The sequence below is a fragment of the uncultured Veillonella sp. genome (assembly GCF_934230905.1).
Lineage (GTDB): Bacteria > Bacillota > Negativicutes > Veillonellales > Veillonellaceae > Veillonella.
Map to the genome: position 1 here is coordinate 1 of NZ_CAKQFJ010000003.1, position 26489 is coordinate 26489.

The following is a 26489-nucleotide window of genomic DNA, read 5'->3' on the forward strand; positions in this document are numbered from 1 at the left end:
GTAGCTACAACAGGGCAATTGATAAGGCGCGCTAAACGATATGCGATAACAGCACTATCCTCAATCTGTGCTCCATCTACACCTTTACCGGTAGTAGAGTCATCCTTCTTATTATCAGGATTAAGTGCATCATAAATAGCTTTGATTTCACTTTGGTTTCCCCTCAACAAAGAGATAGACCCCGTATGAATCAAGTCTAAAACCACAGATAAACGATAAGCCCCCGCATGACAACCCACTGGATCTAAAACGATAGGAACCTCATGTTTCTTCGCCAGTGCTATGGCATCTTTGTAGTAACTAACCTTGTCTGGGGTAAGAGTGCCAATATTGATGAGTAGCGCCGATGCATGAACGATGAGGTTTTTCAAATCTTCACTACACTCACTCATCACAGGCGAAGCACCGATAGCTAGTAAACCGTTAGCCGTAAAGGTTCGTACCACATCATTGGTAATACAAATAACGAGAGGATTTCTCTGGCGCAAAGTCTCTAATATATTTAGCTTAGAATAGGTTAGCCCCTTCATATATGGATTTTCATAGTTCATATTACTATCTCCTCTAATCTTTTTTCAAAAGCTCATCCATCGTTTCAGGTCCATTAGATAACAGTCCATAAGCCATATGATTAACAGGGCCACAACCATTTCCTAGTGCAGGATTATATTTAATAGCAATGGCAATATAATCCTTGGCAATCCCTATGGCATCCATTATGTCACGGCCCTTTGCTAGCTCAGCGGTAATAACCGCTGAGAAGGTACACCCAGTACCATGTGTATGCACGGTATCATATTTAGGGCTCGTCCACGTACGCACACTACCGTCCTCAGCAAATGCATAATCCGTCGCATCATCGCCAATGTGGCCGCCTTTAATAATGACTACCTTTGGTCCTAACTCATGTAAAATACGATTAGCCGCCGTTGTTATGTCACTTTCACAACTAATTTTCATATCTGCTAAGACCTCTGCCTCGCTACGGTTCGGTGTAATAACAGTTGCAGTAGGTATGAGTTTAGATTTCAATAAATTTATAGCCTCATCCGATACGAGTCGATCGCCACTAGTAGCAATCATAACGGGATCCATTACATAGGGAAGATTTTTACTCACATAAGGATAGATAAGATCCATCATCTCAGGGAGAGCAATCATCCCAGTCTTAACAGCTTGGGGAATAATATCTGAATATACATCATGTAATTGCTTTTCTATACTCTCCAAAGATAAATGTTCCACATGATGTACACCCATGGTATTTTGGGCTACTACAGATGTAACTACAGCCATACCGTATACATGACGACTTTGGAAAGACTTCAAATCAGCCATAACACCAGCACCACCACTTGGATCGGTACCAGCAATTGTTAATGCAGTATGTAATTTCATTATGCCTCCTTGTATTATAGATTAAATCAGTACAAATACTACTATTCAAAAATAAAAACGAGACCACCTCATATGGAATGGTCTCGTAATAGTGTAATATTATGTTTCACTCCACTTTCCTACGCCAGCATTATCTGAATCAGGTCTAGGGTTTTGAATGATCAATCTCAGCAAAAGCACCCCTAGTGGCAATATATTTTTATGATTTAGTTATAGCATTATTATACAAAATATGCAAGAAAACATTTGACCATTTACAATTGAACTCGTATAATAAAACCCATAACGGGGTGCTCACAAGAGTGGGCTGAGAGTAAGCTATTGCTTTAACCCATAACCTGATTTGGATAATGCCAACGTAGGGAACATAGAGGATTAATAGCCGAGTTCCTATGGACTCGGCTTTTTCTATGACTTCCTGGCAAGGAGGACGTATGAAAGACACACACATCACACAACCACAATTCGCTATGATATGGTTCGGTGCTGCATTATCAATTGCAGAAATCATGACCGGTACCTATCTAGCTCCATTAGGCCTTACACAAGGTTTGTATGCTATCATCCTAGGTCATATTGTAGGTGGCATACTATTATTTGGGGCTGGACTCATTGGCGGCCGATTACGCCAAGGTAGTATGAACACAACAGCTTTTAGCTTTGGCCCATGGGGCGCAAAAGGTTTTGCCATCTTAAACATTTTACAATTATTAGGTTGGACTGGCATTATGATATATGATTCTATGTTAGCTCTTCAAGAACTAATTCCTTTTGATCCTCATATTTGGGCTATTGCAATTGGTTGTCTTGTTATTTTATGGCTTTTTATCGGACTTCATAATACCGGTTATATACACGGTATTGTATCTACTTTACTACTTATTCTCACCATATATATGGGATACCACATCATATCCGATTGGCCATCTCATACATTATCTATTAGCAATAACTCCATGAGCTTTATAGCAGCTTTTGAATTATCTATTGCTATGCCATTATCCTGGTTACCATTAATCAGCGACTATACACGAGAAAGTCAAAAACCATTATCAGCCTCCCTCATCAGTGCTGGTGTATATACAATCACTAGTATTGCTATGTATGCGTTGGGTCTTAGTACCGCTTTATTTGGTGGTGGAGACTCTATTATTGCCATTTTAATGAATGCAGGGCTTGGCATTACAGGACTTATTGTAATTATATTTTCCACTGTAACTACTGCATTTATGGGGACCTACTCAGCAGGTGTTTCCAGTACTGCCATCTGTCGTGCACTTTCTACCAAAGGTGTAGCCATTGTTATTACAATTATCGGAACCATAGCAGCTCTAGTATATCCTATGGATGACATTACGGATTTTCTTTACCTTATCGGCTCTGTATTTACCCCAATGATTGGTATATTATTAGCTGACTTTTTTATCAATCAACAAGCGACACAAACTACAATTGCACATATCATTCGCGCTATTATTTGGCTGATTTCAGTTGGTGTATACCATTATATGTTACATACTGAAAACTTTATTGGCGCTACTATCCCAGCCTTTATCGTTGCATTTATAGCAACTATACTTGTCGGCCGTTTACAAACACATAGACAACAATAATACAATAAGCCCCCTGTATTTAGTAATTGTAGTGGTTACTAAATATAGGGGGCTTCTATTTATAACGATATAAATGAAATTATAAAATCATGTATATGGTACTAACTATATTATTTTTTAAAGACGATACGCCGATAAGTGCCAAAATTCAACCATGTATTATACCATTGTACAGTAAAAGCTTCATCTGTATCCAACGATTGTTTAAAAATATCATATACAGCACTATTTTGAATATTAATAGAAAAGCCTCGTCCATTAAGCAGTGGTAAATTTTGATATGTGTATTCACGCAACGACTCTATAGCTATAATCGTTGAGTCACGCACCTTAACTGCTACTTTATCACGCAATACAAGAATATCAAAATCTACCGGATAAGAATAACTTTCACCTTGAATCGGAATTCTATCTCCTACCTTATATACTTGTATATCATTATGTTCTTTATTAACATTAAACCCTTCTATATCATAGAAAAATTCTTCAAATATATCACCACGAGCTTTTACTGCTCCATTAATAAAAGTATATAATTCTTGATGATCGTCAAGTCGCGCCAAAACAGTTCCACATGCAGATGTCATATGCGTAACTCTATCAATTAAAATTAATTCACCTAGACCCTTATGGTTTTCAAATGTATCGACAACTACAGGTTCTTGGAATTTTAGTACAACATGTGCTATTTCATTTTTATGTAATTCATCAGCTTGAAGTCGCTCACCATTATTGACATCAATTTTATATCTAATTTTAGTGACTACAGCAGATACTATTTTTGTACCTATACTTGCCCAATATTCTGTACCTTCTCTCAACTCGCTATCATCCATCCAAAGTAAATTTATATCTACTTTAGCGCTAACATTAAGATCAGTACCTTTATAAAATACACAACCTCGCGATACATCTACTTCACGATCAAGTTGGATAGATACCGGTTGATTTTTAGTTGCACTCTCTACTGTTTCAAACCCAATAATAATTGATTTAATTTTGGCTGTTTCACCACTTGGTAAAATCTTGATTTCTTCACCAACATGAATGGTACCTGATTGTACCTCCCCTTGGAATCCTCTAAATGTATGATTTGGCCTTGATACACGTTGAATAGGCATATAAAAACCAACTTCTTCTTTAGTTTCAATATCTACAGACTCCAAATATGGCAACAAAGCAGGGCCTACATACCACGGCATATTGGTAGATAATGTAGTAATATTATCCCCTTCTGTTGCTGATACTGGTATCAATTCAACTTGATGAAGTTCTAATTCAGCCTGTAAAGCTAACACTTCAGACTTAATTTCATTAAATCGGTCTTCATCATATCCTACTAAATCCATTTTATTAATAGCAAAAACAAAATGTTCAATGCCCATCAACTTACAAATACGAGCATGTCGTCGTGTTTGCACAAGCACCCCTTGTTTGGCATCCACAAGAATAATAGCTAAATCAGCAAAAGAAGCTCCTACAGCCATATTCCGTGTGTATTCTTCATGTCCTGGTGTATCTGCTACAATAAAACTTCTATGATTTGTCGTAAAATATCGGTAGGCCACATCAATCGTAATCCCTTGTTCACGTTCTGCCATCAACCCATCCAATAATAAGGAATAGTCAATTTCACCACCGCGACTACCCACCTTACTTTCTAATTCTAAAGCTTTCTTTTGATCTGCATATAATAGTTTAGAATCATATAGGATATGTCCAATTAATGTAGATTTACCATCATCTACGCTCCCGCAGGTGATAAACTTCAATAAACTTTTCATTAGAAATACCCCTCTCTTTTTCTACGTTCCATACTACCGGCAGCTTCACTATCAATAACCCGTGTTGTTCGTTCCGAAGATACTGCGCTCAACGTTTCATCAATAATTTCATCCAATGTATGTGCAGTTGATTCTATACCACCCGTCAAAGGATAGCATCCCAAAGTTCTAAAGCGAACACTTTTCATAACAGGTTTTTCACCTGGTTTCAAAGGAAAACGATCATCATCAATCATGATAATATTACCATCTCGCTCTACTACAGGGCGTTCTGCAGCAAAATAAAGTGGTACAATATCAATTTTTTCACGTTTAATATATTGCCAAATATCTGTTTCTGTCCAATTCGATATAGGGAATACACGCATGCTTTCACCCTTATTAATTTTGGTATTAAACAAGTTCCACATTTCTGGTCTTTGATTTTTAGGATCCCATGCTTGCTCTTCATTGCGGAATGAAAAAATGCGTTCTTTAGCTCGCGATTTTTCTTCATCGCGACGCCCACCACCAAAAGCCGCATCAAATCCATATTTAGTAAGCGCTTGTTTCAAAGCTTGCGTCTTCATAATATCAGTATAAGCAGAGCCATGATCAAATGGATTAATACCTCTTTTTACGCCATCTTGATTAATATATTCAATCATATCAATGCCAAGTTTTTTAGCAGTTTCATCGCGAAATTGTATCATTTCCTTAAATTTCCACGTTGTATTTACATGAAGAAATGGAAATGGTGGTTTTTCTGGATAAAATGCTTTTAACGCCAAATGTAACATAACGGAACTATCTTTACCAATCGAATACAACATAACCGGTTTTTCACATTGGGCTGCTACTTCACGAATGATATAGATAGCTTCTGCCTCTAATTCATCTAAATGAGAAAATGTACTCATAACTTTTATCCTTTCTAATATTGATTAGATTCCTGTCGATTAATAGTAATCGTTTCATGTCGACCATCACCAGTCCTAATATGCCAATATAAAAAGTGGCCTTTTTCTTCCACTGTCATCATGCCACCTTGTCCGCCCATATCTGCCCCTAAATAAAAGGAGATTGCTTGCACAGGACATTCTTTAACGCAAGAAACACAGCCCCAACAGTCCCGAGGATATGCCATATGAGCTTTTCCAAATTCATTCATTTCAATCAGTGTTCCTGGGCACACTACAGTACAACGCTTACATCCAATACACCGTTTTGAATCAATAGCTATGCTCATACGAATCCTCCCTTCTTACCAATGGTCGACGTATCATTGTAACAGTCCCATCCACCATTTTAGAATTTATAAAACATAATCCATTACTATCACATTTAGGATAGTCTAAATATTCACCAAATGTGTGCCATCTAGTTTCTTGACGCTCTAACAAATGAGCAATTAACACAGTACAAATGGTCAATCGATTTTTTAACTCATAGATGAATACCAATTCCCTAATCGTTTGAACACGCAACATGGGGACTAATGTTTTAATTCGTTGTATTTCTAATTGCGCTCGCTCTAATTGATTTGTCGTATATTGGTACATAGTTCCTATACCACCAGCATAAGTATCCATTACTTTTTGCATAGCTTCTTCTAAATCAGAAACAGAAAATCTAGGTTTTTCCTCATCTGGTGAAAGCAAAAAATGATTATATTCTTGTATCGCCTGTTCTAATGCACCACTCAAATTATGTTCTTCTACTGGAGCAGATTGACATAATCGCTTAACAATTTCCAAAGCTGCAATCTCGCCCTCTACCAAAGCACCTGTAACATATTTTTGCGGGCACCCACCGGCTACATCACCAGCAGCAAATAGATTATGTATCGTTGTTTCACGATTAGTGTCAACCCAATATCCACTGGCCGTATGCCCCCCTACAATATAAGGTTCCGTACCTTCAATCTCAACAGCTTGCTGCTTAGGTCCATACCCAGTATCAATCCATTTGAGAGTTTGACTAGGCGCCATATTTAAATACGCTTTTAGAAGATCATGATTCTGTTGATCCGTAATAGAAGTCGTATCTAAGTAACATGGTCCATGACCATCAATATTCTCTTTTACCGTTCCATATACACGTTCAGAAGTAGTAAGTCCATATTTAGTTTCATACACCTCATCACGACTATTTACTTGCTTTGCCCCAACACCTTGTGCAATCGTTCCTGTAGGGGCTATTGTATCTTTACAACGTAAGGCAACAAAACGCATTTCAAAGGTAGTCATTTCTGCACCATGTCGTATGCCCATAGCATATCCCGCACCTGTGTTAAATGGAGAATACCACATTTTATGACGCGAAAAGCCAGGATTATTCGGTTTATATAACCCAGAAGCACCTCCTGTAGCTACAATGACATAAGAAGCACGAATTTCATAAGCTACACCTGTTTCAATATGAAATCCTATAGCTCCTTTAATGGTATTATCTTCTACAATATAATCCGTAATCACTAGACGATTAATAATCATTACATCATCTAACTTTTGTACTGCCTCCGCCAATATGGGCTTAATATTTTCTCCATTTATCTTAATATTGCGGTTACCTCTTGCTACATAAGATCCATCATTATGTTTAAGGATAACTAGCCCTAACTTTTCAAGTTCCTCCGTTACACGATTTAACCCCTCACACATGGTACGCGCTAAATCTTCACGCACAATACCATTAGCATCTTTTACTTGATAATCTATATAATCATCAATAGTACGTCCTGGTACAATATACGCATTTAATGCATTTACACCAGCAGCTAAACATCCACTTCGTTTAATATGAGCTTTCTCCGCAATAATAATAGATGCCGCACTATGTTTTCTCAATGTTAAAGCACTATAACACCCTGCCGTGCCACCACCTATAATTAAGACATCTGTATGGAATTGCTGAGTATCTGTTATTGCCATAGAACTCACCACCTTAAATATAATATAAGTTATCTGTATTCATCTTACTGTTCTCTATCACATACGTTTTATTTTGGTCGAATACATATAAACGATATATCAAAACATCTACTGATTCTCCAACTTTGAACTCTTCATCATCTATACTGGCATTACTATAAATTAAGATTTCATCAATTCGAACCCATAATTCCATATGATTTCCCTTAAATAAAATCCGTTCAATGATGCCTTCTTCAGCAGCACTCATATATTGCCGTAACGTACCTTTTTTATAGATTCTAACGCATTCAGGTCTAATAATGGCCGAATCACCTTGTATATCCATATTAAATCCTTTTAAATGATGATACGTTTTGATATCCGTAGATTTACCCATAAATTGTGCTACAAATGGTGTTTTAGGTGCTCCATAAATATCCCTAGGTGTCCCCATCTGTTCAACACGTCCTTGCTTGGTTACAACTATGTAATCGGCTAACTCCACAGCTTCTTCTTGATCATGTGTCACAAATATTGTTGTAATTCCTATTTTTTTTATAGTCTCTTTCAACCAACTCCGTAACTCCTCTTTTACTTTAACATCAATAGCTGCAAACGGTTCATCCAACAATAGTACATTGGGTCTTGGTGCTAATGCACGTGCAAAAGCAACCCTTTGTTTTTGTCCACCAGATAACTCACTAGGATATCGTTTTTCTAAGCCACGAAGACCAATAAGATCTAATAACTCTGTAACACGTCGTTTAATTTCTGCTTTACTAATTCCTTGCATTTCAAGACCAAAGGCAATATTTTCAAAAACAGTCATATAACGAAATAATGCATAATTTTGGAATAAAAAACCGATTCCTCTCTCTCGAGGCTTCATAGTATTAACAACAGCACCATTAATTTTTATATCTCCAGAATCAGGAATTTCAAGGCCTGCAATCATTCGTAGAATAGTTGTCTTACCACTACCGCTAGGTCCTAACAACGCAAGAACAGTTCCTTGTTCAATACTAATATTAATATCTTTTGACGCATGATATGTGCCATAATATTTATTAACATTACACAACTCTACATACATTAGGAATGTCCTTTCTTTTCTACAACACTACGGATACATAACATAATTAACGATATACATACTAAAATTGAAGACGCAGCAAAAGCAGCTACAATACCATTTTCAGAACCCGACATATATAAAGCATCTATTTCCAACGGCAATGTAAATGTTTCGCCTCTCGCTTTAGATAATGCAGCTACTGCACCAAATTCACCTATTGCACGAGCACTACATAGAATGACTCCATATATAAACGGCCATTTGATTGCTGGAAATGTAATGCGCCAAAAGATAGTCCATCCAGATGCACCCATTAAAGCTGCTGCTTCTTCCTCTTCTTTTCCTTGTGAAAATAAAACAGGAATAATCTCACGATAGATAAAAGGAAATGTTACAAAAATAGTTGCCAATATCACACCAGGAATAGCAAATACTACACGAATATCTAAATTAAAATACGCATTAATACTTTCAATATAAGAATGCAACCACCCCATACGACCAAACGTCATAATAAAGGCAAGCCCTGCAATAACTGGAGATACAGAAAATGGAATATCAATTACAGTGGTTAATATGGATTTTCCTGGGAATTCAAATTTACCAATGCAATAGGCAGCAACTAAACCAAATATACCTGTTACAAGTACCGTAATGATCATTGTAAGAAAAGTAAGTTTAATAGCAGACATTACATAATCATTTGATATAGAGTCAATAAAAAATGCAAAGCCCTTTGAAAATCCATTACCTAAAACACTAATCAAAGGAATCACTAACATGCTTATAACAAATAAAAAGACAAGAACGATAGCAATTATTTCATCAACAGATCTACTTTTCATTCTACGTCCCCCTTACACGTCTTGCCTTTAAAATATGTATAGAATTAATGGTAAACATAACAAGGAAGGAAATAAGTAACAATACAATAGCTACTGCCGTAGCACTTGCATAATCTGCATAGTTAAGCTTTTGCATAATCACATATGATACAACTTGTGTATGCTCTCGAACACTATTACCAGAAATATAAATAACACTTCCATATTCACCAATGCCTCGCGCAAAAGCCAAGCCAAATCCTGTTAAAATAGCAGATTTCACTTCTGGAAAAATAATGCGGCGATACAAAATCCACTTAGATGCGCCTAATACATGAGCAGCTTCTTCGTAAGTTCTATCAAACTGTTCCAATACTGGTTGCACAGTTCTTACAATAAAAGGAATCCCTACAAATATAAGTGCAATAACAATACCTATATGGCTATATGATATATGGATTCCCCATTGATAAAATAAGCTACCTACTACTCCATTCGAAGAATATAATTTAGATAAAGTAATACCTGCCACGGCTGTAGGTAGTGCAAAAGGTATTTCTATAAGACCATTGATGAGCATTTTTCCAGGGAATTCATATCGAACAAGTACCCATGCAATTAAGACTCCAAAAACAACATTAATAATAGCTGCAATACATGATGTTCCAATACTAGTAGCAAATGCATACAATACACTAGGAGCAGTAATAAGTCGCCACCATTCATCAATAGGTATAGTAGTGGCAAACCATACAATCGATGATAGGGGTATCAATACTAACAATGAAATCATGGAAAGTGTAATTCCTAACGTTATACCAAATCCAGGAATTAGTGTATTTTCTTTAGGAGCTATAAATTTCATCAAATACACCTCCATCCTTAAAAAATCGATTATATACCGTACTCCAACCACCAAAATCACGAATTGTAATCAATTTTATCTGCGTGTTAAAGCGATGAGTATATTGTTTCATCACTTCTTTATTAGAAGGTCTAAATCCATAATCAGCTAATAACCGTTGAGCTGGCTCACTATACAAGAAAGAAATATAGTCTTTGGCAAATTGAGTTGTGCCACTTTTATCTGTTACCCCAGTTACAACGGCTACACTTGGCTCCGCTTGTACACTAACAGAAGGAGTCACTAATTCATAACGATCAGGATACTGGGCTAACAAATGTAAGGCTTCATTTTCCCATAATAAAAGCACATCACCTTGTCCATTTTCTACAAATGTTGTAGTCGAACTACGTGCACCTGAATCAAGAATAATCACATTACGATATAACTGGCGCACAAAGGATTTAGCACCCTCATCATCTCCATAATATTGTGTTCCATAATACCATGCGGCAAGAAAAATCCAACAAGCACCACTACTACTTTTAGGATCTGGAGCTATAATCTGTATATTCTGTCGTATTAAATCATTCCAATCGTGTATACCAAGCGGATTCCCTTTTCTAACCAACATAACAATAGTTGATGTATAGGGTGCGGAATGGCATGGAAATGTATTAATCCAATCATCTGATAGCAAGTGGACTTTAGCCAATAAATTAATATCTTGCTCCGACCCAAGTGTTACTATATCGGCGTTGTTACCTTCCATCACAGATCGAGCTTGTCCACTTGATCCACCATGAGACTGAGAAACCTTAATATCAAATCCTGTATTAGCTAAGTATGTATCATGAAAAAGTTGATTATATTGTTCATAAAACTCACGTGTCGTGTCATATGAAACATTAGTTAATCTAACATGGTTCCCATCTACTTTATTCTCTTTTCCACAACCACCATATACTACTAACATAAGTAAACATATGACAACTAGTATATATTTCATGAGCACCTCGAACTAACTTAACAAGATACCTATACTAAGAGTTGTATGTAAAATAACTAAATACTTAATCAGATTGGTAACAATAAAACTAGGGTATAATTGACGTCGCCACATATGAATACAGCCAATTATTATATATCCTACTAGGATAAAAATTATAAAATAAATGCTATCATCTACGTTCATATTGCACCAACCTTTCTAACTATTTATATATAGCAAATCTATTACTATCAAGTTTATAAATACTCTATAAATGACTATGCTTATTCATATTTGGACACTAGTTCATCAAAGTCCGCATCATGAATTTGAATCCATGCATCAAATGTAAGATTCGCTTTTGTCAAAATTTGGCCAAGCTCTACAAAGAAGGAAGGGATATCTGAACTTACGATTGTTCCAATCTGCTCCGCAAAATGTTCATGTTCTAAATTTTCATTGCCTCCACGGAACACTCTAAATGCTGGTGTAGGAACACCATTAACGACCTTCATAGCTCCATGAAATCCTATAGTGCCAATTTGATGAGTACCACACGATGACGGACATCCAGAAATATGGAATTTAGGTAATAAGTCGCTATTCACATTTGTCGCTTTACGTACAGCATCAAAGATTTTAATTAGTAACCCTGACGAATCTTGTAACCCTACTTGGCAGATTGTAGCCCCTATACAAGAAACAGAGTTATAAAAATCATTAGTACCTCCATTTTCTGTAATTGCCAAAACCTGACGGGCCTCATCAGCTGTTAAATTAACGATGTACATAGACTCATCTGAACTCAATCGAATTTGAACTTCGTCATCTAGACCACCTACATATTCAAGTACTTGTAACAATTGTTTTTGAGAAGGATTACCTCCATATGGATGCCAATTTACATAATACAATCCTTCTTGTTTTTGTTCTCCTACGCGTGAATTCTGTAAGCTAGGATCAACCTGTCCATGTTTATTAATAGAATATATAAATTCAGATGGATTAATAGTCAACTTCTCTGTCTCTTTAACTTTAGCTAAATATGTTTTAAATGTATTTTGTAATGCCTCAGGACCTCCCAGTATATCTTGTAAGTAACGTACACGTGCCTTACTACGATTCTTATAGTTACCATGTTCAGAAAAAATTAAGGCTAACGTTTTAACATAGTATAATAACTCTTCAGGTTGAATATGATTTCCTACAAGAACGCCCATTTTAGGATTTGGTCCAAGGCCACCAGCAACGTAAATAGAAAACGTTTTATCCTCAGGATGAGCTAATACACCAAAATCTTTGAACGTCACATGAGCTGAGTTTTCTTGACCATTAGAAAAAGCAGTTTTAAATTTCCGTGGAAACTTTATATCCTTAATAAAAGTTAAGACATATTCAGATAAAGCTTTTACATACGGAGAAAAATCCCATATTTCGTCTTTATATAATCCTAACAATGGAGATGCAGCCGTATTTCTTGGATGATCCCCACCAGCACCACGGTTATAAATGCCATGTCTATGACATTCTTCAAAAAGTTTAATAATAGTGTCACCATCTAAATTATGAAATTGAATACATTGACCTGTCGTAAAATGAGGGACTTTCAAATCATAACGACGTATAGTCTCAGCAACAAAACGAATCTTATCTTGATCTAAAACACCACCAGGAAAACGCCAGCGACTCATGCCTGTATTAGCGCCTTTTTCTGCATAACTACCAAATGGACCAGATAAGCCTTTATAATCTTGTACAGAAATTCCTTTATTATAGAATTTTTTTGTATTTTCTATAAATGTAGGATAGTCAACAATTAATTCTTCTTTTAATTCTTTTGAAATAGCCATGATAACATCCTCCTCAATCCATATCATGTAGATATGTTTTAATTATCTTTCATAACCTATGTCTTGAGTAGGATATTACTCTTTTCTCATTTACCTGTCAACACTCATATTGTATATTTTATCGAGCCGATGTATATTCACGTTTTTTATAGGAATTTATGAAGCCACTATTTATCTACTATCCCGAGGTCTATATATGTGATAAAAATCACATATAACTTTTTTTAAATTTCATCAAACATTTAATTTCAAGGTTTTATAGGATAAAGTTTTTAGGATTTAAAATATAAAAATTAAATACTACATACATGCTACAGATACTATCATTACAATATAAATAAAACCCAGTGTATAAAAAATAGATTTTTATACACTGGGTTTTATTATCCCGAATATCATTTTCATTTAACAACAATAATTTTTCCTTCTTCACAGGTCCAATGTCCATCACCTACGGTTTTTGCTTCACTTTCATCATGAGTCACCCATACGCATGGCACATCCCATTCACGAATGATAGAAATAAGGTCCTCTTGCACTTGTTTACGAAGATTCCAATCAAGAGCAGATAATGGCTCATCAAGAAGTAATATCGTCGGTTTTGAATACAATGCCCGTCCTAATGCCACACGCTGTTGTTCACCACCAGATAAATTTCCCGCCTTGGTCTTACGATACTTTTCTAGGTCTAAACGCATTAATAAGGTTTCACACATATCCGGTGTACCTCGTTTGCTGTAAGTAATATTATGTTCCACGGATAAATGAGGAAATACAATATTCCCTTGTGGCATATAGCCCACCTGGCGATGCTGAGCTGGAACCCATATATTTTGATCTCTATCAACCCATGTTTGTTCATCACAACGAATAATTCCAGTTGTAGGCTTCACCAATCCTGCAATGCATTTAATAACCGTACTTTTACCACTTCCCGACGAACCGGTTAATACGGTAATTCCCGATGATAAACTACCTTCTGCTTTCACAATCATAGAAGGTCTAGCTACAGTAAAAGAAAATGTAATCATAGAACCTCCTAGTTAGCTTCTGTATGGCGGAATAATGAACCTTTTGTAATAAGATGAATACCGCTCAATAATGCTAATGTAAGTACACAAATATAGATAACAAGCTCAAAGGCATCCATATACTGCCCTGCCTCCACATAGGAATAAATAGCAAGTGGCATAGTGCGTGTAATTTTAGGAATATTCCCGGCAATTAATATAGTAGCGCCGAACTCTCCCATAGCCCGACAAAAAGCTAATATACTCCCCGTTACAATTCCCTTCCATGCTAATGGTACAGAAATAGTAAAAAAGATCCGGAGTTCAGAGGCCCCCAGTGTACGCGCAACATCCTCCATATTATGATCAACGGATTGTAAGGCAGAGCGTACCGTTTGATAAAACAAAGGAAAGGCAATAACAGAAGAGGCTATAACTGCACCAACGGCAGTAAATACGACACCTAAGCCATGCGATTCTAACCAAGCCCCAAATGCATATCCTGGCGTAAATACCATGAGTAAAGCAAAACCAACGACTACCGGAGGTAATACAAGTGGCAATGTAATAAGAGCATCGAGTATAGCGATACCACTCCACTGACAACGTTTCATCCAATAACATGTAGCTAAACCAGTTATTATTACAATAATCAGAGCAATACTCGCTACCCACAATGATAACCAAAACGGACTCATACCATCCCCCCTTTTCATTGCCAAATATATATCATCCAATTATAACTCTATTGTATCATAAGAAAACGCTAGCCCTAATAGCTAGCGTTTGACTTTTACTTAGCAGTAGAAAAACCATATTTTTCTAATACGTTCTGACCTTCTGGACTCATTACAAATTTATAAAAATCTCGAGCTAATGCATTATCATATTTCTTGATAATACCAATTGGATAGATGACAGGATCATGAGAATCTGCTGGTGTTACCGCAGCAATTTGAACAGCATCACCAGCGGCGATAGCATCAGTTTTATAGATAAATCCTGCATCACCAGCAGCTTGACTGATGGAAGCCGTTACTGCTTTTACATCTTTCGCATATACTACGTTAGATTCTACTTGATCCCATACGCCTGATTTTATTAATACTTGCTTAGCATAGTTACCAGCAGGTACTGTTTCAGGATTTCCTAATACAATGCGTTTTGCGGATGTAATTTGATTTAATTCAATCTTCTCCGCATTTTTAGGAACAACAAGAACTAATTCATTAGTTACTAATGGTTTTACATCTGTTACAAGGTCTTTATCTTGTAACATGTTCATATTCTTTTCGTCCGCAGAAATGAACAAGCTAGCTGGTGCACCTTGTTCTATTTGTTGTCTTAATGTGCCAGAGCCCGCAAAATTAATAGCAATTTGATCATCTGCTAAATGATGATCTTTTTTATAGATTTCTGCTAATTCAGTAAGAGCCCCTTTTAGACTTGCAGCAGCTTGTACCGTAATCTTTTCAGATGTAGTTGGTTTCCCACTATCTGTAGTTTTACTGGTATCATTACCACAGCCCAGAACAAAACCCAACATGCAAATACTAATTAATAGCAACAGAAACTTTCTCATAAAACCTCCTGCCCATGCGGGATTAATACATATAAATACAAAAAAATATAAACCTAAACTCTACATCCTATGGTATGATATTAATATAAGGTCATATAAAGTGATTGAATTATATATATTCTATGCATATAATACATATACTATATTTTATCATAGTTAATATATACCATGATTTTAATCACAATTATATATTACAAGACTCTAGGTGAGACTATGAATTTAATAACATTAATAGGGCATATTTTCATGAATTCCATGATACCTATATTTATGCTTATAGGTATCGGATTTGTGTTAGATAAAAAATTTAAACTCGATTTATACACATTAAGTAAACTTAATTTTTACATTTTATTGCCCACGTTTGTATTTCGGGCTATGTATGAAGCCAAATTTACTTCTAGTACATTAGAAATTGTTTTTTGTGCACTGTGTGTGCTTATATTAAACTCCATTATCTCTGGAATTGTAGGACGTGTACAAGGTTACGATGTAGCAAAAACAGCAACACTAAAAAATTGTGTTATGTTTAATAACGTTGGAAACATGGGCATAGCCCTTGCTCTCTTTGTATTTGCCAATGTACCATATGTGATCGATGGGGCTACGCCTTATGCCAACTTAGGACTCGTCAGCGTTGTATCGATTATGATCATTCAAACCATCACGAGCAACACCTACGGTTTCTACCAAGCAGGTGCCGGACGATTAAGCACAAGAGATGCTTTAAACGTTGTATTCCATATGCCTATGGTATATGCCATACCGCTAGCCTTACTATGTCAGTTATTACCATTTGATTTACACGGCTTATTTTTCTTTGCTCCCCTTAATATCTTTGCAAATGCCTTTGTCGGTGTAGCTATGATTGCTTTAGGAGTTCAAATCAACAGAACACCATTGAATTTCTTTAAAGTTGATATTATGCTCGCCACTGCATTACGACTCATCGTCAGTCCTCTATTGGCTGCCATTATAACAATACTATTTATCATATTCTACGGACCCATGCACCCAATAGCAGCTCAGACGATTATCATTACATACAGTGTGCCTACAGCAATCAACATGGCCCTCATTGCCATAGAAATGAAAAACAATCCGGAATATGCTACACAAATCGTAATGGGAACTACAATATTATCTGCTATAACTATGCCGCTTTTCATCACTATAGCCTATTACCTTTTCCCATTATATTAAAATAGAAAAAATCAACTATGGGTGATTTTTTTATGCCTTATCATTTAATCTTGTCAAACAAGTTACGCAAATTGTAACTATTATAGCACCTATAATTTCATTTAATCCTAGATGATGATTAAGAATTACTACATCTAGACCTAAAGTAACTATTGGCCCCATTGCACTAATAACTGCCGCAAGTGATGCACTAATTTTCTTTAACCCAAAGGACATTAAATATGATGGAACTATAGAGCAAAAAATAGCCAAGAAAATTAAATAAATTATAGTATGAGGTTGGAGCGCTATAACCTCTGAAAAGCTACCACTATTTAGTATAAAGCCCAAAAGTAAAAGCACTGTAGTTATACACATATATGTACTAGTGAAGATAGTAGGACTAATACTTAAAACAACCCGCTTACTATAAATCATGAATAAAGCCCAAGATATAGCAGAAACTAAAACTAATAATATGCCTATTAAAGTATTAGTAAAATAACTGTCAACAGTAGGATTAAACATAAGTCCTAATCCTAAAACAGTAAAAATAATTAACACAATCTTTGAAATCGTAATCCTAGATAAATCTGAAGATAGTAAAAATACATAGATCGGAAATGTAAATAAAACGGCACGCTCTAAAGAAGCAGAAATATATAATAAACCTATAAAGTCTGCCATAGACGAAGTTAAATAAAGAACTGATCCAACAAAAGAATACTTAAAAACTTGTTTTTTACTCACACTCCGCCAATTAAAATGAATCATTGGAAGGATAAAAAAAGGTAATGATAAAAGAGCTCTGTATGCCAGAACACTCAAAGGACTTAATGAATCTAGATAAATTAACTTTGCCCAAATTGATTTGGTTGATAAAAATACCGTGGCAAGAAATACCACAAATATACCTATATTTTTCATTAACAGATTCACTATATATATATCCATCCTCATATTTAACGCAACTAAAAACACCTTTCATTCATAATATGATAAAAGATGTTCATTATAATAAAACTGATTATTGATGTGCCACATGATCCATGCCCAATCGAACAAGTCCTTCTACATGATCGTCATTCAAAGAATAATATGCCGTTTTCCCTTCTTTACGATATGTTACAAGACGTGCTTGTCGTAATACACGCAACTGATGAGAAATAGCAGATTGCCCCATTCCCATTGTTTCAGCAATATGATTAACACACATTTCATTTTCTAATAATAATTCAACAATTTTTAGGCGTGTTGGATCTCCAAGAATCTTAAACAATTCTGCTAACTTTAACAATGATTCGTTTCCGTCGTTCATAGGGCTCCTTTCTTTTATACTAATACGGTTAATATTTCAATCAGAACACTATCTCTATTATACCTATTATATACAAAAAGAGACTTTGCACACAATGACAAAGTCTCTTAAATTATATGATATTATTTAACGACTAATACTGGGCAAGAGGAATGACTTGTTACATAACTACTTACACTACCCATGAATAAGCCTTTCAAAGGTCCAAGACCACGGCTACCCATTACAATAAGATCAGCATTATATTTTTTAGCAACAGCTAACAATGCTGGACCTGGGGAACCAACTTCAAATACAGATTTAACGGTAACACCAGCAGGAATTTCTTTCACTACATCGTTCAAGATTTCTTTACCTGTTTCTTCCATATCTTCTGCAATTTGTTCAGATACATAACCACCAGAAATTGGTGTTTGATCAAAGTTAGAAATAGCAGATACAATATTTGCTACGTGAACAACAATCAATTCTGCTTTGTTACGATCTGCTACAGCAAGTGCATGTTCTAGTGCACGTTTAGCATTTTCAGAACCATCAGTAGGTACAACAATAGTTTTATAGGTAACCATATTAACCCCTCCTATTTCCAATCCCCATGAAGGGATATGATTAAAAATCATTTAGTCTACTTATAATATTCTAGACCAATTAGGAAAACCCCTCTTTTTTCAATTAGGATTTATATACATTATAGCACATTTTTTTACAGATTAAAGAACTTGGGAAGAATTATTAATATTTAAGGAATTCGTTAACTTGAAACCATCCAAAATATCAACTAGTTCAGGGGTTGATAGCATAGTACCGATAGGTGCAATCATACGCGCCACGCCAACATTCCCATTATTACCTAGAATAATGGTAGCCCCAAATTCAACAGTTTCCGCTACATCTGTATCTGCTGATTCTGGATTTTTCATAGTCCCAGCTACATAAAACATAACTGCACCATCAATAATATGTGTTTCATATCGTTCAATAGTAGCCTTGTTGACATCAACCAAAGATTTTACGTATTGGTCGCCCAACATCTGCTTACCCATCATCGTTGGCATAGCACTGCTCACCGCTTGAACAGGAACAGAAAAGTTTTCTACATCAAGACGAATTTTATCTCTTGTAAAAGCAATCTTTTTAGGCTCATTAAGTCGCGTAAATCCTTTAGGAGTAACAAACTTCAAGCCTTCTGCTACATTAATATCACCGGATCCAGACAACATTTTCTTAACACTATGCAATGTGGAATCATTTTTCTTTGTATCTAGTAAAGAAAACGTAGGAATAGCAGTTTCCATGAGACCTTGTTCCATAAATTTAGCCTGATTAGGTGGATACGTACTTACTAGATTATATCGATGAGTTGGATCCTTTTCCATGATAAATTCAGCTTCAAATACAGAATGAACCTGTTCAGTAGATGTCATCTCTGCATACGATTTAGGCGTAGTACGACTCCAACGAGCTGCTTGTGCACCTTTCTTTGGAAAGAAACCACCCACTATATCATTACTATCGAATACATTACTATGTTGACGCCAAATGCGAAGATACTCCTCATCAGTCATCCCCTTAATTGGCACATCATACCAAGTTGTATTCCATACTTTTTGCGATACATTGCCTTGCGGTGTATTATTTCGCTTTGTAAATGACACTGTATATGCATCATCTTGATTTGGACCTGATAAATTAAACGAATACCCTTGTATATGTTCGCTTTCACTACGTACATCCATATCAATCATGACACCATCACTAACACGCCATGGAATTGTGAAAGTATAACCGTTTTTCGTATCCTTTACGACTGTATTCATCTTAGTAGCATACGATTTGTATTGCTCTGGCAATACGGAGAGAGCATCTGCTTGCGAGGCTACAATAGCCTTTGGTGTAGCATGTTCAGGAGAGGCCCCGTAAGCAACGCTAGATACGATGGACAAACCAGCTAATACTAATGCGATAGATAATTTCATAAAGTTCCTTTCATATATGCGAAGGTACCACCTATGATTTCATAGGTGGTAAGGATTATAACATATTTTCTAAAAAAGCTTTAGTTCTAGGGGATTGTGGATTTGTAAATAATTGTTCTGGTTCCCCTTCTTCTTGAATTATACCATCTGCCATAAAGATGATACGATCTGAAACTTCTCGAGCAAAGTTCATTTCATGGGTAACAATAATCATAGTCATCCGATCATCTGCTAGCTGCTTAATCGTTTTCAATACTTCTCCGGTCAACTCTGGATCAAGAGCAGAAGTAGGTTCATCAAACAACATAATCTCAGGATTCATAGCTAATGCACGAGCGATAGCTACACGCTGTTGTTGACCGCCAGACAATCTCGATGGATACATATCTCGTTTATCCCAAAGACCTACCTTATTAAGTAAGCGTTCTGCGATTGGCATGATATCGGTATCTTTCATGCCTTTCACCATACGCGGTGCCACCATAATGTTTTCAAGAACAGTCATATGTGGGAACAAATTAAATGATTGGAATACCATCCCCATGCGAAGTAGTAAATCATGCATAGTATGTTTATTTGCATAGGTAACAACACCATTAGCATCAGTGGAAACCAATTCTACACCATCGACAGTGATATTCCCTCTATCAATAGTTTCTAACTGGCCTAAGCAACGCAAAAACGTAGATTTACCGGAACCAGATGGGCCGATAATAGATACGATTTCACCTTTATTCATTTGCAAAGAAACATCTTTTAATACCACATTATTATTAAAGTGTTTCTCTATGCGTTCCATATTTACAAAAGTCATAATTACCTCTTACTCATCATATACAGAGAAACGTTTTTCTAAATAATTAAAGATATTCGTCAAAATGAACGTAAAGAATAAATAGAATATTGCAGCCACAAGAAAGGCAGAAATATCAAAATCACGTTGAACAATGGACTTTGTAATACGCAAAATATCGTTCATTGCCAATACATATACAAGAGATGTATCTTTCAATAAGTTAATCGTTTCATTTGCAAGAGGTGGCAATACACGTTTAAACATTTGTGGCAAAATAATGGTACGCATCGTTTGACCATAGGTAAAACCAAGAACTTTTGCCCCTTCATATTGACCACGCGGAATCGATTGAATACCACCACGGAAGATTTCACAAAGATACGCAGCATAGTTAAGTACAAATGTAACGACAGCTGCCGTCGCATCATCCATTTGAATGGCCCCATCGGTCATGATAGGCAATGCAAAATACATAAATAAAATTTGTAGCATCAACGGCGTGCCACGCATTAAATAGACAAAGGCTTCTACAATTTTATCAACTACTGGAAGTTTAGATAACCGTAATAAAGCCAATACAATCCCGCCAGGGATAGATAGCACCCATACAACACAGAAAAGTGCAATAGTGACTTTAAGCCCATCAGCAATGGTTGGGATAATCTGCAATAAATAGTCTAACATGAAATACTCCTTCAAAACACGACTAGAGAAGAGGCACCTGGCCTCTTCTCTAGTGTACATTCCGTTCTTTAATTATCACTTATACATACTGACCATAGCACTATAAGTATATCACGAATCGTACTATTTAGCATCGCTCTTATCTAAATCGGCACCAGAACCTAACCATTTTTCAGCAATTTTATCAGCAGTACCATCTTTTTTCATTTCAACTAAGATAGCATTAATTTTATCACGTAATGCAGTGTCCTCTTTGCGGAACCCTACGGCAAAGTTCTCTACACCATAATCAGTACCTTCTACAATTTTATATTTACCAGGTTCTTTAGTCATCAAGTAGCGCGCAATAACACCATCAGCGATAACTGCATCAAGACGACCAATACCAAGATCCATAAAAGCACTTACGAAATCAGCATACGATTTAATTTCTTTAACAGTTTTACCACTAGGATCATTTTGTAATGCAGATTCACCAGTACTAGCTTGTTGTACACCTACAACCTTGCCAGCAAGATCAGATTTATTCTTAATAGAATTATCATCATTACGAACAATAAGATATTGTTTATCTTTCATGTATGCATTCGAGAACAAGATGTTTTTCTCACGTTCAGGAGAAACAGTTAAACCGTTCCACAATGCGTCTACTTTCTTAGATTTCAACTCAGCTTCTTTACTGGACCAGTCAATCGCCTTAAATTCAACGTCCATGCCAGCACGCTTAGCAGCCTCTTTTGCTAAATCGATATCTAAACCTACGATTTCACCTTTATCATCTTTAAAGCCCATTGGTGGGAAGCTATCATCTAAACCGATAACAATTTTTTTAGGTAATTGCGTATCAGCATTTTTAGTATTACTACCACAACCACTTACAAAAGCCATCATAGAGACCGCAGCCAAACCTACAGCCATAATCTTTTTCCAGTTCATAATGTCCTCCATGCAATTCATTACATCTCGTACTTTAGCTTATGAACCTATTATACTTTAGTATATTAAAGTTGTAAATAGATAAATCAATAAATTTTTAATCATTACTGACCATGTGTATCCCTATAATGTTTTATAGCTGCTTGAAGACGTAATTTATCCTTATAAGGCGCAAGTTGTAAATCTAATGGCACTACATAAATACCACCATGCATATTAACAGCTTGTAATTCTTTCCAATTAGGAGTGAATCCAACTACATTTTCAAAAGGTATCCATACATAATACTCATCCGTGTTAATAGCACTGCGAAAATAATCACGTAAATTAGTCGGTCTCTGCTTAATGACAAAACCATTTTCGCAAATATATACGAGAATGACATCAAGACCGTGTACCCACCATAATAAATAAACAACTACTGCATAACAAAGCATACGATTGCCTATATCATGGGGGGCCCATTTAATCAACGCAACACAAATGATGATACCTAAAATTCGCCCTAGCCACTGCACTGCCTTATGAGTGGTAACCATATGTTTGACACGGCCGCCCGAAAATCGTTCGCTTACCTCTTGTTTCGTCATATTTGACCTCAAAAAATGTATGTAAACACCTACTTACGGCAAAGACCCATTGCTTGTTCAACCTTGCGATACATAACAGATGCTTTAACATGTGCTTTTGCTGCACCTTCATCTAAGATGATATCGAGTTCTGGACTTGTAATCAGTTCATTATATCGTTGTTGAATTGGTTTCAATGTAGCTACTAGCAAATCAGCAATATCCGATTTAAATGTACCATACCCTTTACCGGCATACATATCTTCAATTTTCTCATAGCTATCTTTTGTGATAGCACGGTAAATCCCCATCAAATTGGAAATACCAGGTTTATTTTCTTTGTCGTAACGTACTGCATTATCCGAGTCAGTTTGAGCACGTTTCAATTTTTTCACAATCAAGTCTGGTGCATCCAAAAGACGAATTGTAGCATTTTGGTTATCATCAGATTTACTCATTTTCTTAGTTGGCTCTTGTAAGCTCATAACGCGAGCACCACCTTCACCTACCTTGATATCAGGTACTACGAAAGTTTCGCCAAATCTACGGTTAAAACGCTCTGCCAAATTACGAGTCAATTCAAGATGTTGTTTTTGATCCTCACCTACAGGAACATAGTTTGTACCATATAACAAAATATCTGCCGCCATCAATGGTGGGTATGTAAGCAACGCTGTAGGAATAGAATCACCTTGCTTTTGAGACTTATCTTTGTACTGAGTCATTCGCTCTAATTCGCCAACATAACTAATAGATTGCATAACCCAACCGAGTTTAACGTGCTCAGGTACTTCGGATTGAACGAATAATGTTACTTTCTTAGGATCAAGACCAACAGCAAGATACAATGCAGCCAAATTACGAGTATTTTGAAATAACTCCTTTGGATCTTGCGGTACCGTAATCGCATGTTGGTTAACGATACAATAATAACATTCATCAGTATCTTGATAGTCTAAGAAATTACGTAAAGCTCCCAAATAATTACCAAGTGTCAATTCACCACTTGGTTGGATGCCGGAAAATATAACTGCCATAATAGTCTCCCTATATTGAAATAAACCAACAGTGCCAAAGCACTGTTGGTTATATATATTATTCTACGGTTACAGATTTAGCCAAGTTGCGTGGTTTATCTACATCTGCACCGCGTGTAATCGCTGCGTAGTATGCCAATAATTGCAATGGTACAACTACTAAAATCGGAGCGATGAATTTATTTGCACGAGGTACATAAATTGTATGATCGACGTGTTTAGACAATTCTTCGTCACCTTTCATCCCAATACCGATGACAACAGCTTCACGAGCTTTTACTTCGCGAATGTTGCTAATCATCTTATCGTACACATCTTCTTGTGTAGCCAATGCAATAACAGGCACTCCTTCTTCGATAAGAGCCAATGTACCATGTTTCAACTCGCCACCAGCATATGCTTCAGCATGGATGTAAGAAATTTCTTTCAATTTCAAAGCACCTTCCATGGCTACTGCGTAGTCAATGGCACGGCCCAAGAAGAATGCATCAGATTTAAAACCATAATGTTTAGCAAAGGCTTTCATATCCTCATCTACTTCAAAGATTTCATGAATCAAAGAAGGTAAGTTTTTAATGCCACTAAGAATTTCTTCACCTAAAGCCGGATTCATCTTACCATTCAATTGGCCAAGGTATACAGCGAACAATAAGCCTGCTACTAATTGAGTCGTATATGCTTTTGTAGATGCTACAGAGATTTCAGGGCCAGCCCATGTGTAAACAGTGTTATCTGCTTCACGAGAAATACTAGAACCTACTACATTCGTAATCGCCAATGATTTAGCACCTAAGCGTTTAGCCTCTTTCAAAGCAGCCAATGTATCAGATGTTTCACCAGATTGGCTGATAACGATACATAATGTTTTGTCATCTGTCAACGGATTGCTATAACGATATTCAGATGCGATTTCTACATTCACCGGAATACGTGCTAAATTTTCGATATATTGTTTAGTTACAAGACCTGCATGATAAGCAGTACCACAAGCAACGATAAGAATTTTATTGAAAGCAGTTACATCTTCAGCTGTCCAATTTAACTCATCAAAAATTGCTGTTTTGCCATCTTCAGAGATATGAGTACCGAATGTATCGCGTACAGCCTTAGGTTGATCATGAATTTCTTTTAACATGAAATGTTCATAACCGCCCTTTTCTGCAGCTTCTGCATTCCAGTTAACATGGAACACTTCTTTATCGATAGGATTGCCTTTACGGTCAAATACAGATACATTATCGCGAGTAACGATAGCTAATTCACCATCATTTAAGATATATGTATCACGTGTATAGTTAATGATTGCTGGAATATCGGAAGCAACGAAGTTTTCTCCTTTGCCAAGGCCGATAACCAATGGGTTTTCTTTTTTAGTACAAATGATTTTATCTGGCTCATCAGCACAGATAATTTCAAGCGCATATGCACCATCAACACGATCAAGCATACGGCGAACAGTACCTACAAAATCACCATCGTACATATCTTCTAATAGATGAGCCACTACTTCTGTATCCGTTTCAGATTTGAAATGGTACCCTTTTGCAAGAAGTTCCTCTTTCAAAGGCATGTAATTTTCAATAATGCCGTTATGAACTACAGCAAATTTACCATCTTCAGATGCATGAGGGTGGGCATTCATATCGGATGGACGACCATGTGTAGCCCAACGTGTATGACCAATACCTACAGTACCTTCATTAGGGTCTGCTTTCACGATGGCTTCTAAATTAGCTAAACGGCCAACCTTCTTTTGAATTTTAATTACATTTTCAGGGCCGATGATGGCAATACCTGCCGAGTCATAACCACGGTATTCTAATTTAGACATACCGTCCAATAAAAAATCAGATGCTTGATTAAAGCCAATGTATCCAACGATACCGCACATATGTATATCCTCCTAAAACTGGGGGCATTCATAGCCCCAGCCAAAAACTAAGGCTAACAAATTAATGTTCTCAGTAATATACTAATTACTATTCTACCTATTGTTCAATCAAATATATTTTGTCCCCATCGTTACCGATAGGATTTTTAATATTTGTTACGACATGAACATGCCGGAAGAGCATCCGCTGATGATTCGATAACCCTTCCCCTCGTCTACCCTAATGGCTGTCTCC

The 26489-nt window shown here is 36.3% G+C and carries 26 protein-coding genes and 2 riboswitches; of the genes, 2 read left to right on the forward strand and 24 right to left on the reverse strand.

The annotated features are described in order from the left end of the window. Both Q0E20_RS00995 and thiD read right to left on the reverse strand, forming a co-directional pair. Positions 1–551: hydroxyethylthiazole kinase (locus tag Q0E20_RS00995; protein WP_295994996.1), on the reverse strand; the 551-nt coding region annotated here is incomplete at its 3' end. Between the two features lie 13 nt (positions 552–564). Next, positions 565–1398, reverse strand: a complete 834-nt coding sequence (gene thiD, locus Q0E20_RS01000) for a bifunctional hydroxymethylpyrimidine kinase/phosphomethylpyrimidine kinase (RefSeq protein WP_295995000.1) — start codon at positions 1396–1398, stop codon at positions 565–567. 99 nt (positions 1399–1497) lie between these two features. Then, positions 1498–1592, reverse strand: a riboswitch (TPP riboswitch). A gap of 82 nt (positions 1593–1674) precedes the next feature. Further along, a riboswitch (TPP riboswitch) is annotated at positions 1675–1780 on the forward strand. 52 nt (positions 1781–1832) lie between these two features. Between thiD and cytX the strand changes: the two genes are divergently transcribed. Continuing rightward, the gene (gene cytX / locus Q0E20_RS01005; protein WP_295995004.1) at positions 1833–3011 is read left to right on the forward strand and encodes a putative hydroxymethylpyrimidine transporter CytX; all 1179 of its coding nucleotides are present in this window, start codon (positions 1833–1835) and stop codon (positions 3009–3011) included. Between the two features lie 110 nt (positions 3012–3121). Here the strand turns inward: cytX and Q0E20_RS01010 are convergent, their stop codons facing one another. The 12 genes from Q0E20_RS01010 to modA all read right to left on the reverse strand — a co-directional run bounded on the left by Q0E20_RS01010 (position 3122) and on the right by modA (position 15865). Beyond that, positions 3122–4795, reverse strand: a complete 1674-nt coding sequence (locus tag Q0E20_RS01010; RefSeq protein ID WP_295995007.1) for a sulfate adenylyltransferase subunit 1 — start codon at positions 4793–4795, stop codon at positions 3122–3124. Next, positions 4795–5694: a sulfate adenylyltransferase subunit CysD gene (gene cysD, locus Q0E20_RS01015; RefSeq protein ID WP_295995010.1), complete on the reverse strand. Its 900-nt coding sequence runs from the start codon at positions 5692–5694 to the stop codon at positions 4795–4797. The genes Q0E20_RS01010 and cysD overlap by 1 nt, the downstream gene beginning before the upstream one ends. 14 nt (positions 5695–5708) lie before the next feature. Then, positions 5709–6023, reverse strand: a complete 315-nt coding sequence (locus tag Q0E20_RS01020; protein WP_295995014.1) for a ferredoxin family protein — start codon at positions 6021–6023, stop codon at positions 5709–5711. Beyond that, a complete protein-coding gene (locus Q0E20_RS01025) occupies positions 6007–7707 on the reverse strand; it encodes an adenylyl-sulfate reductase subunit alpha (RefSeq protein ID WP_295995016.1) in 1701 nt (566 codons plus the stop codon). The genes Q0E20_RS01020 and Q0E20_RS01025 overlap by 17 nt, the downstream gene beginning before the upstream one ends. A gap of 13 nt (positions 7708–7720) precedes the next feature. Next, the gene (locus Q0E20_RS01030) at positions 7721–8782 is read right to left on the reverse strand and encodes an ABC transporter ATP-binding protein (protein ID WP_295995018.1); all 1062 of its coding nucleotides are present in this window, start codon (positions 8780–8782) and stop codon (positions 7721–7723) included. Next, positions 8782–9609, reverse strand: a complete 828-nt coding sequence (locus Q0E20_RS01035; protein ID WP_295995020.1) for a sulfate ABC transporter permease — start codon at positions 9607–9609, stop codon at positions 8782–8784. The genes Q0E20_RS01030 and Q0E20_RS01035 overlap by 1 nt, the downstream gene beginning before the upstream one ends. A 1-nt stretch (position 9610) precedes the next feature. Then, complete coding sequence (gene cysT, locus Q0E20_RS01040) at positions 9611–10453, reverse strand: sulfate ABC transporter permease subunit CysT (RefSeq protein WP_295995024.1); 843 nt, start codon at positions 10451–10453, stop codon at positions 9611–9613. After that, positions 10434–11408: a sulfate ABC transporter substrate-binding protein gene (locus tag Q0E20_RS01045; RefSeq protein WP_295995027.1), complete on the reverse strand. Its 975-nt coding sequence runs from the start codon at positions 11406–11408 to the stop codon at positions 10434–10436. Before Q0E20_RS01045 ends, cysT begins: the two co-directional genes overlap by 20 nt. 299 nt (positions 11409–11707) lie before the next feature. Further along, complete coding sequence (locus Q0E20_RS01050; RefSeq protein ID WP_295995030.1) at positions 11708–13273, reverse strand: nitrite/sulfite reductase; 1566 nt, start codon at positions 13271–13273, stop codon at positions 11708–11710. Between the two features lie 401 nt (positions 13274–13674). Continuing rightward, a complete protein-coding gene (locus Q0E20_RS01055; protein ID WP_295995033.1) occupies positions 13675–14304 on the reverse strand; it encodes an ATP-binding cassette domain-containing protein in 630 nt (209 codons plus the stop codon). Between the two features lie 8 nt (positions 14305–14312). Continuing rightward, on the reverse strand, positions 14313–14981 hold the full coding sequence (gene modB / locus Q0E20_RS01060) for a molybdate ABC transporter permease subunit (protein ID WP_295995036.1): 669 nt from the start codon (positions 14979–14981) through the stop codon (positions 14313–14315). A gap of 95 nt (positions 14982–15076) precedes the next feature. Then, positions 15077–15865, reverse strand: a complete 789-nt coding sequence (gene modA, locus Q0E20_RS01065) for a molybdate ABC transporter substrate-binding protein (RefSeq protein ID WP_295995040.1) — start codon at positions 15863–15865, stop codon at positions 15077–15079. A gap of 213 nt (positions 15866–16078) precedes the next feature. Between modA and Q0E20_RS01070 the strand changes: the two genes are divergently transcribed. Further along, the gene (locus Q0E20_RS01070) at positions 16079–17068 is read left to right on the forward strand and encodes an AEC family transporter (protein WP_296032988.1); all 990 of its coding nucleotides are present in this window, start codon (positions 16079–16081) and stop codon (positions 17066–17068) included. 30 nt (positions 17069–17098) lie between these two features. On the opposite strand, the gene Q0E20_RS01075 is transcribed toward Q0E20_RS01070, so the two are convergent. From Q0E20_RS01075 to glmS, 10 genes are all read right to left on the reverse strand, one after another. Continuing rightward, positions 17099–17974 carry a DMT family transporter gene (locus tag Q0E20_RS01075; RefSeq protein ID WP_295995044.1) on the reverse strand — a complete coding sequence of 292 codons (876 nt, stop codon included), beginning with the start codon at positions 17972–17974 and terminating at the stop codon, positions 17099–17101. A 100-nt stretch (positions 17975–18074) separates the two neighbouring features. After that, the gene (locus tag Q0E20_RS01080; protein WP_295995047.1) at positions 18075–18365 is read right to left on the reverse strand and encodes a metalloregulator ArsR/SmtB family transcription factor; all 291 of its coding nucleotides are present in this window, start codon (positions 18363–18365) and stop codon (positions 18075–18077) included. 122 nt (positions 18366–18487) lie between these two features. Beyond that, on the reverse strand, positions 18488–18934 hold the full coding sequence (locus Q0E20_RS01085) for a universal stress protein (protein ID WP_295995050.1): 447 nt from the start codon (positions 18932–18934) through the stop codon (positions 18488–18490). A gap of 141 nt (positions 18935–19075) precedes the next feature. Further along, positions 19076–20341 (reverse strand): hypothetical protein, encoded by a 1266-nt coding sequence (locus Q0E20_RS01090; RefSeq protein WP_295995053.1) that lies wholly within the window; start codon positions 20339–20341, stop codon positions 19076–19078. A 55-nt stretch (positions 20342–20396) separates the two neighbouring features. After that, positions 20397–21155: an amino acid ABC transporter ATP-binding protein gene (locus tag Q0E20_RS01095; protein WP_295995057.1), complete on the reverse strand. Its 759-nt coding sequence runs from the start codon at positions 21153–21155 to the stop codon at positions 20397–20399. A gap of 9 nt (positions 21156–21164) precedes the next feature. Beyond that, the gene (locus Q0E20_RS01100; protein ID WP_295995058.1) at positions 21165–21821 is read right to left on the reverse strand and encodes an amino acid ABC transporter permease; all 657 of its coding nucleotides are present in this window, start codon (positions 21819–21821) and stop codon (positions 21165–21167) included. A gap of 123 nt (positions 21822–21944) precedes the next feature. After that, positions 21945–22757, reverse strand: a complete 813-nt coding sequence (locus tag Q0E20_RS01105; RefSeq protein ID WP_295995059.1) for an amino acid ABC transporter substrate-binding protein — start codon at positions 22755–22757, stop codon at positions 21945–21947. Positions 22758–22861: 104 nt separating this feature from the next. Continuing rightward, positions 22862–23347, reverse strand: coding sequence for a hypothetical protein (locus tag Q0E20_RS01110; RefSeq protein ID WP_295995060.1), 486 nt, complete (start codon positions 23345–23347; stop codon positions 22862–22864). 29 nt (positions 23348–23376) lie between these two features. Further along, the gene (gene trpS / locus Q0E20_RS01115; protein ID WP_295995061.1) at positions 23377–24363 is read right to left on the reverse strand and encodes a tryptophan--tRNA ligase; all 987 of its coding nucleotides are present in this window, start codon (positions 24361–24363) and stop codon (positions 23377–23379) included. A gap of 58 nt (positions 24364–24421) precedes the next feature. Continuing rightward, complete coding sequence (gene glmS, locus Q0E20_RS01120) at positions 24422–26254, reverse strand: glutamine--fructose-6-phosphate transaminase (isomerizing) (protein WP_295995062.1); 1833 nt, start codon at positions 26252–26254, stop codon at positions 24422–24424. Between the last annotated feature and the right edge of the window lie 235 nt (positions 26255–26489).